Below are 15,385 nucleotides of genomic sequence, written 5' to 3'. Positions count from 1 at the left end.
GGAGTCGCCGCCCTTCACTTCAATCAACAGCTATATATCAACATTATCCGTTAACATAGCTTTTACTTATAATCTGAGCCCTGTCCAGTTCCAGTAGGTAAAGTAGAACAGGACCATAAGCGCAATATAGGCTGGGGCAAGAAGACAGCTGAGCTTGGCCAGGTCCTTGGCGCTGAAAGACGCATCTCCTTCCTCATAGAACAATAGCAAAGCTTTGGAGCTGACGGGCATGGTCAGGCAATAGTTCATGCCCACAAGTCCCAGGAACACGGCCGTTGCCGGATCCGCGCCGATGCTGCGGGCAAACAGGATCAGCGTCGGTACCAGTACGACGGCCCGGGTCGTGTGGGAGGTGATGTAAAGGTGGCTTGTCACCGATACTGCGGCGAGCACGAGGACAAGAAGCCACTCCGGGGCCACACCGGCTGCCATAAGGAAGCCGGAAAGCTTCTCTTCGGCAACATCGATGACACCGGTGTCGATCAGAGCCGTTCCGAGCGCGGTGGCCGCGGCAACAAAAAGAATCAGATTCCAGGAAACCGAACGGATGCCGTCTTTAAAAGACAGGATGCCGAACCGGGGCATCATCGCAGCAGCGGCTCCCGCCATCGTCACGAACGCAATACCGTAGCCATGGAAGCTGTCCGTCATCCAGCCGATCAGCATCAGGGAAATAAGCAGGAGCGTCCTTTTTTCCGGAATGCTCATTTTTTGAGGAGTCGGTGCTGATTCCGGAGTATCTTCGCGGACAACGGTATCCAATTCCTCTTTTGGCCACATAGTCAGCCGGATGGCCAGCACAGTGATCCATGTCGCCGCCGCGGCGAACGGAATTCCCCAGACAAGCCAGCGGACAAATGAAATCGACTGTCCGGCCGTGGTCTCGAGCAGTCCGATCCCGATCAGGTGGGAGCCTGCTCCGAGGATGGTGGCCGAGGTGCTCATGAGAATCACGGCAGGGGCCAGAACCGAGAGCACTTGCTGTTCGCGGGATGAAAATCTGCTTCCAAGCTGTTGGAGTATGGGTTTGGCCAGCGCGGCCCTGCCGGATGTAGACGGGATAAAGAAGGCTGTCGCGAACAGCAGTGCGGCAATCGCATCCACGAGCCTTCCTTTCGTGCTGAAGCGGCTGAGGGCAAGTCTGGTCAGCCGGCCCGCAAGTCCCGACCGCGTAAAGGCCTCACCAAGTACGAATGCGCCAATCATCAGCCAGACGACGGGTTCGGCCATCGATCGGTAAAGAAGCTCGGGTTCGTCTGCCCGCATCAGAATGATGAACAGGATGAGGGCAAGCGCCACGTATCCGGCGGGAAGCCGGGTGCCGGCCCACAGTGTCATCGCCGACAGGAAGGCGAAAAGAGCGATTTTGCCGTCATAACCTAGGCTGCCTGCAGGAAGAATCAGCGCGGCATAAATGAGGTGAAGCCCGGCAAGCATGAGCACCGGCTTCGGAATCATTCCGAACATCTGCAGAGCCCGAGGCCTGGTTCTGCCGTGGAGTTCCGCTCGGGTTATCATTGGGCCGCCGCCCCAGGTTCAATCCGGCTGCGTTCCGCGATCGCAAGGCCGATGAAGATCTGGCGGAGCACACACTCGGTTGTATCCTCGATCCACATTGGGGCTTTCCGGATCGATTTCTCCAGGGTTGCCGGCTTCTGGATGATGCTCATATAAGCATCGATGCCTGCATGGTAGTTCCGGTCCGCTCCCTTGCCGATCGTACCGGCAATCGCCACAACCGGGATGTTGTGCTGTTTCGCGATCCGGGCGACTTCTGCAGGAATCTTGCCGTCGGGCGTCTGGAAGTCGAGGCTGCCTTCGGCGGTGATGACGACGTCCGCGCCGGCAATGACGTCTTCCATCCGAATATAATCACGGATGATGTCGAAGCGGGAATGCAGATGTGCGCCGGCGAAGGCAGCAAGACCGGCACCGAGTCCGCCTGAGGCACCGCTTCCCGGCTTGAAACGCACGTCTGTGCCAAGTGCATCCATGATCATGGCGGCATAGTGTTCGAGCGCCGTGGCCAGATGCTCGACCTGATCGGGCGTAGCGCCTTTTTGCGGGCCGAACACCCGGGCGACACCGCGTCCGCCGCAGAGGATGTTTTTATGGTTGCAGGCCACATCAATCGTGACGTGTTTCAGGCGGGGATCGAGGCCGGAGACATCGATCAGTTCTGCGCGGTGAAGTTCGCCGCCGCCGGTGACTTGCACCGGATGTCCCAGGCTGTCGATAAAACGTACTCCGAGCGCCTGTGCCATTCCGGCGCCTCCGTCAGATGTACCGGAATCTCCGCATCCGATCAGAATGCGATCCGCTCCTGCATCCAAAGCGGAGCGGATCAATTCCCCGACCCCGTAGGTTGTCGTATGCAACGGATTTCTCAGATCACGGGGAACAAGGGAAAGCCCGGCCACAGCTGCCATTTCAATGACTGCAGTCCGAACACCGTTTTCGGTGAAGAGTCCGAAATGGCTCATCACCGGCTCCCCGACAGGCCCGGTCACCTCCAGGTGTATGAGTTGCCCGTCTTTCAGTTTCGTGATGGCCTTCGCGAACCCTTCGCCGCCATCGATCATCGGCAGCATCTCCACCTGGATCTTATTACCGAGCCGGCCGGCACCTCTCGCCATCGCTTCCGCCACTTGTTCCGCGTCCAGGCATTCTTTGAATCCTGATGGCACCATTACTATTTTCATATCGATTTCCTCCCGGTTTGTTTTCGAGTTATCGCCACTTTATCCGCCGGAAGGGAAAATCTACTGAGAGAATCATGAGGAAATGATGAGAAGGATAAAAATGGGGCAAAAGCCCGGAGGGAAGAGATTCATTTATTGCGGAATCTTTAGCACGAAGGGACGAAAGTGGTGGAGTGGCCGGATTCACCGTAGGGGGGCGGGACGGCTTGGTGTAATTTCGGGAAGCTTTGATGTACTTTCGAGGCTGTATTGTGTACTTTCGTGCCACTTACGTGTACTTTCGCGTGACTTTACTGTACTTTCGCCCGAAATCGCCCAACGCCCGCCGAATTGGGACGGTCAAGCCGTACGGAACATTCTAATATTTCCGGCGGGTGCCCCAAAAATCCGTTATAATGGGAAGTAGTTGAGAGGAGGCCGATCCCCATGATCCGCACGATTATTTTCGACTTGGACGATACCATCCTGTGGGACAAGAAAAGCATCCAGACGGCGTTCGATCGCACCTGCGAATTCGCCGGGGAAAGAGCCAAGGTCAATCCGAAGCAGTTGGAGGAAAAGGTGCGCGAAGCCGCACGCGAACTCTATGCCTCATACGATACATACGAGTTCACGCAAATGATCGGCATCAATCCGTTCGAGGGCCTCTGGGGTTCTTTCGAGGATAAGGGCGATGATTTCCGGCGCATGCGCGACATCATTCGAACTTACCAGAAAGATACCTGGACAAAGGGGCTTAAAAAAGTCGGTGTCGAGGACTATGAGCTGGCGAACGAATTGGTCGCCAAATTCATTTCGGAGCGCCGCAAAGCCCCGTTCGTTTTTGATGAATCGTTCGAGGTACTGGAAGCGCTGAAAAAAGAGCATCGGCTCGTACTTCTGACAAATGGCGCGCCAAGCCTCCAGAATGAGAAACTGGCGATTACGCCGGAAATCTCGCCATACTTCGACCTGATTGTCATCTCGGGCGACTTTGGGCGAGGAAAGCCGGACGCTTCGATCTTCCATCATGTTCTCGAAAAAACGGATACGCGGGCTGAAGAGGCGCTCATGGTCGGCGACAACCTCATGACCGATATTCTCGGAGCCAGCCGCGCCGGAATCCGCTCCGTATGGCTAAACCGCGAAGACAGCGCACCGCATCCGGAAGTGAAACCGACCTACGAAATCGACCACCTCGGCAAACTGGCCGATGTAATCACCGATGCAAACAGATAAACAATGAACGGGACCGAAGCCGGTCCCGTTCATTGTTTAGGGCAGAGAGTCATTTCGGCATTCGTGTGTTCAATCTCTTCATTCATCCTTCCAATCTCGTCATTCGCTTCCCGGAAAAGGACGAATGACGAAATCTGGGCGTCGAATGATGAAACTGAGCGCCGGAATGACGAAACCAAGCGGCCGAATGACGAAACCGACAGACCGCCGGGTTACGCAATCATTGCCGTTGCCAGGCTAAGTCAGTTCGCAAATCATGAAAACAGCCGCCGCTCAAAACCTGAGCGGCGGCTTTACTATGGACTTTATCTGCGATCTCCGTTGGCGGGAGCCTTCTTTATATTTCAGTAGTATTATAGATCAATCGTCCGGACTGCATGGATGTCTTCAATCTTAAGAAGGCGGCTGACTTCTTCCGGCTTCACTTCGTTATCGACAGTGATCATCATGATCGCGTCTCCGCCTGCCGCGGACCGGCCGACCTGCATGGTGGCGATGTTGATGTTTTCTTCGGCAAGAAGGGTGCCGACGCGGCCGATCGCACCCGGCTGGTCCCGGTGCTTGATCAGAAGCAGGTGGCCTGCCGGCACGACGTCGACGACATAGTCATCAACTTTGACGATGCGTTCCCCGAGTCCGTTGAGCAGGGTGCCTGACACGCTATGGATCTCATCGCCGGTCTTTACTTCGACGGTGATCAGGTGCTGGAAGCCCTTTGCCTGGGTCGTCTTGTGCTCGGTGACCCCGATGCCGATCGAGTCGGCGAGGAATTTTGCATTGACGTCGTTCACATGGGTGCCGAGGTTCCGCTTCAGGAGGCCTTTCAGCGCATTGCGCGTTAGCGGGCGGACGTCGAATTCAGCCAGGTCGCCGGCATAGCGGATGTTCACTTCTGTCATCGGCTTGTCGGCCAAATGCGAGATGAAGGCGCCCAGATCTTCGGCCAGGTCAAAGAACGGACCGATTTTCGCAAGAACTTCGCGCGACACGGACGGCATGTTGACCGGGTTGCGCACCGGGTTGCCTCCAAAGAAGCGGACCACATCCCGGCCGACATCGATCGCGACGCTTTCCTGCGCCTCGACGGTGCTAGCGCCAAGGTGAGGTGTGGCAATCACCTGCGGCAGATCGAGCAGGCGGTGTCCGGTAAACGGTTCGGTCTCGAAAACGTCGAGCGCGGCTCCCGCGACCTTGCCGGATTCAATCGCATCATAGAGTGCATCCTCGTCGATGATGCCTCCCCTTGCGCAGTTGATGATCCGGACGCCATCTTTCATCTGCGCAAAGCGATCCGCGTTGATGATATGACGGGTTTCCTTCATGAGCGGCGTGTGGACGGTGATGAAGTCGGCCGCAGCCACAACTTCCTCAAGCGTGCCTGCCGCGATACCCATTTCCTTCGCGCGTTCTTCGGTCAAAAACGGGTCATAGGCGATAACGGCCATGCGCTGGCCTTTTGCACGGCGGGCGACTTCCGCCCCGATCCGGCCAAGGCCGACGATGCCGAGGGTCTTTTCCTTCAGTTCGACACCGACGAACTTTTTCCGGTCCCATTTTCCTTCCTTCAGCGACATGAAGGCCTGGGGGATGTTCCGGGCGAGGGCGGTCATCATGGCAACGGTATGCTCGGCGGCGGAGTTGGTGTTGCCGTCCGGCGCATTCACGACGATGATCCCGCGCTCCGTGGCTGCTTCAAGGTCAATGTTGTCGACGCCGACACCGGCACGCCCGATGATCTTCAGGTTATCCGCCGCTTCAATCACTTCACGGGTAACCTGAGTCTGGCTGCGGACGAGTAGGGCATCGGCATCTTTTACGGCATGGAGCAATTCCTCGGGTGTCATACCGGTCCGGATATTGAGTTCGACGCCTTCCGCCTCGCGAAGCGGCTGGAGCCCTTCTTCGCTGAGCGGGTCGCTGATGAGGATGACGGCGTTTTTCACTGCGTTTTCCTTTTCGATCGTTGTGTTCATTATTGAGGATCCCCTTTCCCTAGATAAATCTGCTGTGCGGCGGCGACTCCCTTGCCCAGTTCAATGTCTTTGCCGGACTTGAGAATGCCGATTTCGATCAGTGCAAGTGTCTGGAGGATATCGCCCGGCGAGGCATAGCCCATATGTCCGATCCGGAAGATGGCGTCTTTCAGGTGCTCCTGGCCGCCTGCAACAATCAGGTTAAAGTCTTCCTTGAGCACTTTGCGCAGCGCAGCGGCTTCGAAGTCATCAGGCCGGACTGCGGTAACGGTCGGAGAAGCATCTTCATCACTCGCAAGCAGCGGGATGCCGTGTGCCTTGAATGCTGCGCGAGTCATGTCTTTCATCAGGCCATGGCGTGCGATGACCTGATCGAAGCCTTCTTCCTCGATCAGTTGGATCGTCTGTTCCAGGCCGTACAGAAGGGAGGTCGCCGGAGTAAACGGCGTTGAATCCTTTTTCAGGTTATCCCGGTATTTCGTGAAGTCGAGGTAAAAACCGCGGCGGGGATTCGCTTCGATCACTTTCCAGGCGCGCTCGCTGCATGCAGCGAACATGAGACCGCCGGGAAGCATCATTGCTTTCTGGGAGCCGGTGACGAGGATATCGATGCCCCATTGATCCATCTTCGATTCGACGCCGCCGATGCAGGAAACACCGTCGACGATAAACAGCGCATCTGATTCATCCCGCACTGCCTGTGCCAGTTCGGCGACCGGGTTCAGGACGCCCGTTGACGTCTCGCAGAATGTGGCGAAGACCGCTTTGGATTCCGGATTCTTCTTCAGGGCTTCACGGATCTCTTCAGGTTTGACCGAATGTCCCCATTCCGTTTCAATCTCATGGACGGTCACCCCGTAAGCATCGAGGATCTTGACGAACCGCCTGCCGAATGCCCCGGTAACGGCAACGATGACTTCATCACCTTCGCGGACCGTGTTGACCACCGCCGCTTCAAGGCCGGATGTGCCGCTTCCGGCGAAAATCATCACGTCCTGTTCTGTTCCGAACACCTTTTTCAGGCCCGGACGGATACGGCGGATCAGTTCGGCTGTCTCGCTGGCGCGGTGGCCGACCATTGGCTGCGCCATGGAGCGCTGCACACTCGGCGGTATCGGAGTAGGTCCTGGAATACGTAGATACTGTTGGTCTTTCAGCATGTCTGTTTCCTCCTCGGTCAAATCAAAATAAAAAAACCATTCGTCCCCTGCAGTCTGCAAGGGGCGAACGGCTTTTGGCCACGCGGTGCCACCCTTATTCGCCGCCGGAATCCGGCGGCCTTCGTTGACATGGATAACGGCCATGGCCGGACGGGCTTACTCGGTTCAGCCCGCCAACATCAGGAGTGGAACGTCGGGGGAGGGACTGCCGGTTTGCACCAACCACCGGCTCTCTGGGAATCCCGTATCCCTGACGTATGTCTCCTTCGAAATTGTTGGACGATTTCTTAAGTTGTGACTATCATAACACGGCAGAAATGGATGTCAACCCATCATTCGTCTTTGGAGATAATTTTTTTAAATGTGATTTGTTTTGAAAGGGTTTTCAACTTGAAAACCATGGTTTAAAGTATTTTTGGTTTCGAATGTTCGTGTTTTGGTGATTCTTTGATGATTCCCGAGAGTTACCATCATCGGATGTGTACGGATCTGCAACGCTAAATCCATTGGCTTGAATTCCTGTGAAGCGGGAATACCAAGAAAGATAAAAGGATTTTACAGGTGAAAGGAGTTTATCGCGTTGGAAAATGTCATTGTAGGTTATTTTAGTGAAGAACAGGCTGCGCTGGATGCACTGGCTGATTTGGAAAACATGCAGAAATCGGGCGGCGAAACGCAGATCGCACAGGTCGGCATCTTCAAGAAAGACCAAGGGATGATCAGCCTTCGCCGTTCGATCGGTTCCGGAGCGGAGGCTGACGAGTCGATCATCGGCGGCGTCATCGGAGGAATCACAGGGGTCATCGCAGGACCAATCGGTACGCTGCTCAGTGTCGGGGTCGGGGGTTCGGTAGGCATAGAAAAAAACGCGCCTCACATGATGCCTGATGCCAATCTTTTCTGGTCCATGACACTGAGGATGAAGGACGAGCATATCGCCATCGTCGCGGTTGTTCAGGAATTGGACCAGACGTCGCTCGATCAGCTGCTTGGGCGTTATACAACTATAACCGAACGCTTCGGGGCGGCGGAAGTCCAGGAAGAGATCGAACATGCGAGAAACCTTCAGGACCGGCTAGAAAAAACGGTCCGTGAAGAATTAACTGCAGATCGATCCGCCCAGCGGGACAAAAGGGTCCAGGATCTGAAAGTGGCCGCAAAAACCGATTTTGCAAACCTGATGGCTGAACGGCAAGGGTGACCGATCAAAATGAAAAATCCGGCGCGCGCCCTGTAAGGCAGCGTGCCGGATTTTCTTAATCCAGATCATTCATTTCCCAGATGGAGGCATTCAGCGCGAGGGCATACAGCACCCAACCCATGTAAGGAACCATGAGCAGTCCGGCAGTGCGGTCTTCCTTGTAAAACTGCTGCGCTGACAGGGCGATGGCGCCAAGAAGGATCGTCATCTCAATCAGTGCTGTCCCGCGGAGCCTCCATTTGAAGAAAAGGAAAGACCAGAGGAAGTTCAGACCAAGCTGGAGGTTATACGAGGGGAAGTCATCCTCCATCCCTTTGTTGGTGCGGCGCATTCCTGCGCGATATCGGGCAATGCCCATTGTCGTGTAAAGAATGTTCCAGGCAACGGGGAAAGTGGCAGGCGGCGGAGCAAATCCGGGTTTATCAAGCTGCTTGAATTTCTTCTGGGCATTCCGGTTGGCCAGCCATCCCGCTGCTGCTCCGCCAAGAACCGGTACGGCGATAGACACCGCCAATCTCTTTCCGTCCATCTTTCCGTCTACTTGAAAAAGTTCCATCAGATCCCTTCTTTCTCGTTTCCTTTACCTCTACCCGACACCGCTTTGCAATATTCGGGAGGAAAATACGATTATCAACCTTTTCTGAAAACAAATGAATTAAATGGTAAACTGAAAGGAACGGGAAGGGGATACGAGTGGAAAAGGGGGAGACTGTTCTGATATGAAGACGGTAAACGATAGGCTCTATGACTATCTGCTGGAAAACGCGGAAAACATGACCGACGAATGGCTGTCAAAACGGGATTTTAAAATTGGGTCCGTTTACTCAGCCGCAGCCGATGATCAAGAGGTCGAGACACTCCGCAAACAGAACCGGCTGACGATCCGTTCCATTGCCACCCGACTGTCCGGCCAGGCGGGCCACTTCGAGGTACTGAAAAAGAAGTGGGCGGAATTGGTGGCGGAAAGCCGCATCCGAAGCAATACGCCCATCCATGAAGTGTTCGATGCGGTCATGAGGTTCCGGACCATCTACTGGACGTATATCGAACGGTTTATCCGCGGGAATAACGATGAGGTCATTCGTGCGGATGTCCTTCGGTGGGGAAGCGGGATGAACGAGGCTTTCGATGAATTGTTCCATGAATTTTCCAGGGCCTATCACGAAATGACAGAAGAGAGACTGATGGCCCAGCAGGCATTGATTAAGGAAATTGGAACACCTGTGATTAAAATTGACAGGGAGCGGGGAATCCTCCCGGTGATCGGTGACATCGACACTGACCGGGCTATGGTACTTAAAACGGCCGTGCCGGAGCGGTGTTCGGAACTGGACATCATCCACCTGTTCATCGATCTGTCCGGGGTCACCGTCATCGACACGATGGTGGCCCAACAGATGTACGAGCTGACCCAGATTCTCAGCCTGCTCGGCATCCGTTCCACCGTCACCGGTATTCGTCCGGAGATTGCCCAAACTTCCGTCCACTTGGGAATCGACTTTAGCCGGATCCGGACATATGGTTCACTTCGGCAAGCACTGTTGGAAGCAGCGGTGACGGAAGAGTAGGATCCATACATGAAAACGCCGTCGCCAAGGGGACGGCGTTTTTTCTTTCGAGCCTGCTGAATTCTCTCCCTGCGAATGACCCATGATATTTTTGGGTAAAGGACAATTACTATTGCATCATGATCAGGCGGGGAGGATATCGCATGAAGACGAGAGGCAGGAGAAGAAGTTCAAATATTGAGGACCGTCGCGGACAGGGCGGAGCGGGCGGCTTTGGAGGGCCGGTTGCAATCGGCGGAGGTGGTCTCGGTATTGTCGGGATTATCCTGTTCCTGCTGTTCGGCGGCGGCCTTGACGGGCTGTTCGGTGTCGGCGGCTCGGATCAGGCCGGCTCGGGAGGCCAGGAAGGCAGTACCGGTTATGTGGAGACGGCAGAGGAAGAGGAGCTGGCTGATTTCGTCGGCGTCGTTCTAGCGGATACCGAAGAAATCTGGGGTGAGATTTTTGAAGAAAATGGCATGGTGTATCAGGAGCCGACACTTGTCCTTTATACGGGCAGTGTCCAGTCTGCCTGTGGCTTCAACAGTGCCGCGGTCGGCCCGTTTTATTGTCCGGGTGACCACAAGTTGTATATCGATCTGAGTTTTTATAATGAATTGAAAACCAAGTTTAACGCACCCGGAGACTTTGCGATGGCGTATGTCGTCGCCCATGAAGTCGGCCACCATGTTCAGACGCTTCTTGGTGTCAACGAAGAAGTGAACCGGATCCGGCAGCAGGTGAGCGAGGAAGAGTACAACCGCTATTCGGTCGCGATGGAGCTTCAGGCCGATTACCTGTCCGGTGTCTGGGCAAAGCATGCTCAGGAAAGAGGCTACCTGGAGGAAGGTGACTTCGAGGAAGCGATGAACGCGGCAAGCGCCATCGGAGATGACACAATCCAGCGGCGTTCCCGCGGTTACGTCGTTCCGGAAAGTTTCACCCACGGAACATCCGAGCAGCGTATGGAATGGTTCAACCGAGGATTTAAATACGGGGACCTCGATCACGGTGATACGTTCTCCGAACTTCTGCGATAACACCAGAAGACGCCCGGCCATGATGGCGGGCGTCTTTTGCAAGTTGCTTAGGAAATTATTAAACGTCACTCTGAGGATAACGGCTATTCACATGTCGTCCGCGGCTGGCTCCAGCGCCCAGCAACTCGCAAACTTCACCCTTCTCCACTACGATAAGTCAACATCGGCTCGTTCCTCGCCGAGTTTCATTTATCTCATTGCGAAGGGCTCCAGTTTGTACGTTGCTAAACGGGCGCTTGCGCTTTTTGTTCTTATTCTTTGATGAATTTGACGATCTTCGGTGCCGCGAGGAAAAGGATGATCCCGAGGACAATCGCAAGTCCCCCGATGGTTCCGAAGTAAAGATTTTCCGTTTCCGGCGTGTTCAGCTTGACGATCTGTGCGTTGATTGCCTGAGCTGCCGCATTAGACAGGAACCAGAGGCTCATCGTCTGAGCCGAGAATGCTGCAGGCGCGAGACGCGTGGTCGCGGCGAGCCCGACAGGCGATAGGCAAAGTTCACCGAGGACAACGAGGAAGTAACTCAGAACAAGCCACATCGGGTTGACCAGGGCGCCTTCTCCACCGAGCATACCCGGCAGGAGAATAACGAGGAATGACAGACCCGCAAACAGGAGACCGAACGAGAACTTCCGCGGAATCGACGGGTTCCGGTCACCAAGGCGTGTCCACATCCAGGCGAACAATGGTGCAAGAATAATGATGAACAGCGGGTTCAGCGACTGGAACCAGGCAGGAGAGATCTCAAAGCCGAATGCGTTCAGGTCGGTCCGCTTGTCCGCATAGCGCGCCAGGATGGTGGAACCCTGTTCCTGAATCGCCCAGAACATGACCGATGCGATGAACAGCGGGATGTAAGCGATGAGACGCGACTGCTCGGTCGGCGTCGTTTTCGGGCTTCGATACATGACGATGAAGTATGCGGTCGGAATCAGGATCCCGAGTACCCCGACAAGTGCGATGACGCCTTCGATCGTGACCCAACCTTGAGGAATCATGACAGCCAGTGCGATCGCAAGGACGACAACGGCGATGGCCGTGTTCCTGATCCATTTTTTCTTTTCATCAGCAGTCAGAGGGTTCGGCACCTGTGTGCCTGCAAGCCCGAGGTTCTTTTTCTTGGTGATGACGAAGGTGACGAGACCGATGAACATACCGACCGCTGCCACGGCAAAACCGAGGTGGAAGCTTACCCCCATAAGGGCGCCGACAATCAGCGGTGCCAGGAAGCCTCCAAGGTTGATCCCCATATAGAAGATGGAGAATCCGGCATCGAGCCGATGATCATCTTTCGGGTAGATCTCACCGACTGCGCTCGATACGTTCGGCTTCAGAAGCCCTGTACCGAGGACAATCAGCACCATCGAGATAAAGAACAGCGCGACATTCCCCGGAATGGCCAGTGCAATATGACCGAGCATAATGAGGACACCGCCGTAGAATACGGCTTTCGATGTCCCGAATACCCTGTCGGCGAGCCAGCCGCCGATGATCCCGGACATATAGACGAGTGATCCGTAAATCGACATGATCGAAAGGGCGAGCGGTTCACTAAGGCCGAGACCGCCTTCCGACACTTCGTAATACATATAGAAGACCAGAATGGCCCTCATTCCATAGTAGGAAAAGCGTTCCCAGAACTCAGTGAAGAATAGGGTGAACAGGCCTTTCGGATGCCCGAAGAACCCCTTCTGAGGTACACTATCCGCAATTTCTTTATGCGATAGGCGAGACATTTTGCTACCTCCTTAATTGTAGACCATATTATACTACTCCCTGCATTTTCAATTGTCAAAAATAATTTATTCCAGATTATAATCAAGAATTAAAGGGGTATTCTGAATTTATTCGTTATATTGCAATAGCTAAACAAGTGAAAAGTCTATGTAAATCAACAAATAATGATGACTGTTTGTCAATGCTTCTTCAATTCAAATGTAGTGATGCTTGCGAATAAACAACTTTCTTCTGCTCGATTTGGTTTAAGGAGACAAAGAACAAATAAAAGTAAAAAAAGAACTATCGAAACATGTCTAAAGTTGTAGAAAGCATTGACTGTTTGTAAACGCTTTCCTATGATGGTGGAGAAGACACTATCACGGCGGAAAACAGAGAGAAGCCGGTTCGAGGGGGAGAAAGATGGACAAGGCATCCGGAGTAAACATTCAATTTGTCCCCGTGGTTGTCGGTGGAAACCGGGGAGCTTACAGCCTGGCACGCGCTTTCTACGAAGCTTATGGAGTCAAGACACATATAATCAGCCCGATGATCATCGGACCCATAGAGAATTCACGGATCCTCAAAAATCATATCCAGCCGGACATCGAGCTGCCCGAGAAGTTTTTTGACACTATTGCGAAGATCGAACGGAACTTCCCGGGCATGAAAAAGATCATCATCGGTGCAGATGACCGATATGCCGAGATGCTCGTCCGCCTCCAGGACCGCTTTTCCGAGGAGTGGATCGTTCCTTATGTTAATGAGGACGTGTTTGAACGGGCGACTAATAAGGAAAGTTTTTATGCGGCTTGCGAAAAGGCCGGCGTCCCTTATCCGAAGACCCTGGTGATTACAGAGTTCCAGGAGAATTTGCCATTTGCTTTTCCAATAGTGATGAAACCGGCCAATTCACCCGCCTATCAAGGCCTCCATTTTGCCGGGAAGGAAAAAGTCTACTTTGTGAATTCAGTGGAGGAGTATCGGGGAACTTACCGTCTGATGAGGGATGGCGGCTACAGCGAGCCGATTGTCCTGCAGGAATATATTCCGGGAGACGACCGGTCGCTTGCCGTAGTGACGGCATACACGTCTCCTGAGGACGGAGAGGTCAAGCTCATCGTCTTCGGCCAGATCCTGCTGGAGGACCACACGCCCACGGGCGTCGGCAATCATCTGGCGATTTTGGCGAGGCCCGAAGACAGCATCACGGAAGATGTGCGGAAGCTGATTGCCGAAACCGGATTTACCGGATTTTCGAATTTTGATCTTAAATATGACAAAAGGACGGGCAGGTATGTATTTTTCGAGCTGAACGGCAGGCTTGGCGTCAGCAACTACTATGTCACTGCGGCGGGCCACAACCCTGCCACTTATTACGTGGACGACCTGATCAGAAAAGTGGACCTGCCCCCGGTTGTGAATAAAAGAGAAGCGCTCTTTAATGTCGTCCCCAAGAGGCTGCTTCTGAAGCAGATCAAGTCTGAGCCGCTCCGCAAAAAGGTTAAGGCGCTCTACCAGGAGGACAAGGCCACCAACCCGCTGAACGCGGAATTTGAAACAAACGTAAAACGTCGTGCGGTCGTCTGGGCGTCCACCATCAATTATTACCGCAAGTTTAAGCTGCACCCGCCTAAAGAGTAACCGGCGGGTGAAAATAGCCCGCTGTTAAGCGTCCCTCAGAAAAGGGTATGACTTGGGATGACAAGTCTTTTCTGAACGGGGGCGCATAGATTGAATAAGGTCTTTACCATGATTTCATTTGTTGGCGTTCCGCTTGTAGTAGCGGGTTCTTTCCTTCACTGGACGAGTCTGGTCATGTTCATCCTTTGCTGTGTGAGCATTATCGGGCTGTCCGCAATCATGGGAAGGGCGACGGAATCGCTCGCCATCGTATCAGGACCTCGAATCGGCGGGCTGCTCAATGCGACGTTCGGGAACGCGGTTGAGCTGATCATTTCCATCTTCGCTCTGAAGGCGGGACTGGTCGGCATCGTCCTGGCATCCCTGACAGGTTCCGTAATCGGAAACCTACTTCTTGTACTCGGACTGTCATTTTTCCTTGGAGGACTCAAGCATAAGCGACAGAATTTCAGTTTGCGGGATGCCCGCTATAATGCCGGGCTCCTGATCTTTGCGATCATTGTCGCGTTCGTGATCCCGGAGATCTTCTCCCAGGGAATGGACGACCGGGGCACGATCAGCCTGAGCATCGGGATCTCGGTCATCATGATCCTGCTATATCTGGCAGGGCTATTCTTTAAGCTGGTCACACACCGCGGGTTCTTCACAGGAGCCGACAGAGAAAGCCAAGGTAAACCGCAAGAAGAGGAAGAAGCCGAGTGGTCGAAGGGCAAGGCGATCCTCATCCTGCTTCTGGCGACAGCTGCAGTCGCATTCGTCTCAGAAAACCTGGTCCATACATTTGAGGAAATCGGTGAGCGATTCGGATGGTCGGAGCTCTTTATCGGGGTCATCATCGTCGCCATCGTCGGAAATGCCGCGGAGCACGCCTCCGCACTGATCCTGGCAGTCAAGGACAAGATGGATGTATCCGTCGAGATCGCTGTTGGCTCAACGCTCCAAGTCGCGATGTTCGTAGCACCTGCCCTGGTCCTCGTCTCCCTGATGATGCCGGTACAGATGCCGCTTGTGTTCACGGTCGCGGAATTGGTCGCGATGATTACAGCTGCTCTGCTCACGGTCGTCATCACGCTGGACGGGGAGTCAAACTGGTTCGAGGGGCTGACCCTGCTTGCCGCCTATCTCATCATGGGCATCGGGTTCTTCTTCCTTTGACCGAACAAATCCGGTTTCGTTTTCGTCCA

12 protein-coding genes are annotated in these 15,385 nt (G+C 54.2%); 6 read left to right on the top strand and 6 right to left on the bottom strand.

Translation table 11 applies throughout. The features are described 5' to 3' along the window. Nucleotides 1-66 precede the first annotated feature (66 nt). Both BMX91_RS12475 and BMX91_RS12470 read right to left on the bottom strand, forming a co-directional pair. On the bottom strand, nt 67-1,458 hold the full coding sequence (locus BMX91_RS12475; RefSeq protein ID WP_245744447.1) for an SLC13 family permease: 1,392 nt from the start codon (nt 1,456-1,458) through the stop codon (nt 67-69). Nucleotides 1,459-1,514: 56 nt separating this feature from the next. Then, nucleotides 1,515-2,702, bottom strand: coding sequence for a glycerate kinase family protein (locus tag BMX91_RS12470; RefSeq protein WP_092054866.1), 1,188 nt, complete (start codon nt 2,700-2,702; stop codon nt 1,515-1,517). A gap of 426 nt (nt 2,703-3,128) precedes the next feature. On the opposite strand from BMX91_RS12470, the gene BMX91_RS12465 reads away from it, so the two are divergent. After that, the gene (locus BMX91_RS12465; protein ID WP_092054863.1) at nt 3,129-3,920 is read left to right on the top strand and encodes an HAD family hydrolase; all 792 of its coding nucleotides are present in this window, start codon (nt 3,129-3,131) and stop codon (nt 3,918-3,920) included. A 353-nt stretch (nt 3,921-4,273) separates the two neighbouring features. Here BMX91_RS12465 and serA read toward each other — a convergent pair whose 3' ends face one another. Both serA and BMX91_RS12450 read right to left on the bottom strand, forming a co-directional pair. Continuing rightward, nucleotides 4,274-5,893, bottom strand: coding sequence for a phosphoglycerate dehydrogenase (gene serA, locus BMX91_RS12455; protein ID WP_092054857.1), 1,620 nt, complete (start codon nt 5,891-5,893; stop codon nt 4,274-4,276). Further along, nucleotides 5,893-7,053: a pyridoxal-phosphate-dependent aminotransferase family protein gene (locus BMX91_RS12450; protein WP_092054854.1), complete on the bottom strand. Its 1,161-nt coding sequence runs from the start codon at nt 7,051-7,053 to the stop codon at nt 5,893-5,895. The genes serA and BMX91_RS12450 overlap by 1 nt, the downstream gene beginning before the upstream one ends. 580 nt (nt 7,054-7,633) lie before the next feature. On the opposite strand from BMX91_RS12450, the gene BMX91_RS12445 reads away from it, so the two are divergent. Further along, on the top strand, nt 7,634-8,254 hold the full coding sequence (locus BMX91_RS12445; protein WP_092054851.1) for a hypothetical protein: 621 nt from the start codon (nt 7,634-7,636) through the stop codon (nt 8,252-8,254). A 55-nt stretch (nt 8,255-8,309) separates the two neighbouring features. Here the strand turns inward: BMX91_RS12445 and BMX91_RS12440 are convergent, their stop codons facing one another. Continuing rightward, nucleotides 8,310-8,810, bottom strand: a complete 501-nt coding sequence (locus tag BMX91_RS12440; protein ID WP_092054848.1) for a TspO/MBR family protein — start codon at nt 8,808-8,810, stop codon at nt 8,310-8,312. 163 nt (nt 8,811-8,973) lie between these two features. Between BMX91_RS12440 and BMX91_RS12435 the strand changes: the two genes are divergently transcribed. After that, a complete protein-coding gene (locus BMX91_RS12435) occupies nt 8,974-9,822 on the top strand; it encodes an STAS domain-containing protein (RefSeq protein ID WP_092054845.1) in 849 nt (282 codons plus the stop codon). Nucleotides 9,823-9,965: 143 nt separating this feature from the next. After that, nucleotides 9,966-10,841 (top strand): KPN_02809 family neutral zinc metallopeptidase, encoded by an 876-nt coding sequence (gene ypfJ / locus BMX91_RS12430; protein WP_092054839.1) that lies wholly within the window; start codon nt 9,966-9,968, stop codon nt 10,839-10,841. A gap of 251 nt (nt 10,842-11,092) precedes the next feature. Here ypfJ and BMX91_RS12420 read toward each other — a convergent pair whose 3' ends face one another. Further along, nucleotides 11,093-12,577, bottom strand: a complete 1,485-nt coding sequence (locus BMX91_RS12420; protein ID WP_092054833.1) for a peptide MFS transporter — start codon at nt 12,575-12,577, stop codon at nt 11,093-11,095. Nucleotides 12,578-12,980: 403 nt separating this feature from the next. On the opposite strand from BMX91_RS12420, the gene BMX91_RS12415 reads away from it, so the two are divergent. Together BMX91_RS12415 and cax are read left to right on the top strand one after the other, a co-directional pair. Continuing rightward, a complete protein-coding gene (locus BMX91_RS12415; protein WP_092054830.1) occupies nt 12,981-14,201 on the top strand; it encodes a carboxylate--amine ligase in 1,221 nt (406 codons plus the stop codon). A 108-nt stretch (nt 14,202-14,309) separates the two neighbouring features. Continuing rightward, entirely contained in the window at nt 14,310-15,356 is a 1,047-nt protein-coding gene (gene cax, locus BMX91_RS12410) for a calcium/proton exchanger (RefSeq protein ID WP_407640879.1), read from the top strand. The last annotated feature ends 29 nt before the right edge of the window (nt 15,357-15,385 follow it).

This window comes from Bhargavaea ginsengi (genome assembly GCF_900109165.1).
Lineage (GTDB): Bacteria > Bacillota > Bacilli > Bacillales_A > Planococcaceae > Bhargavaea > Bhargavaea ginsengi.
The sequence above is the reverse complement of the archived record's forward strand: the minus strand, read 5'-3'. Positions and strand labels throughout refer to the sequence as shown.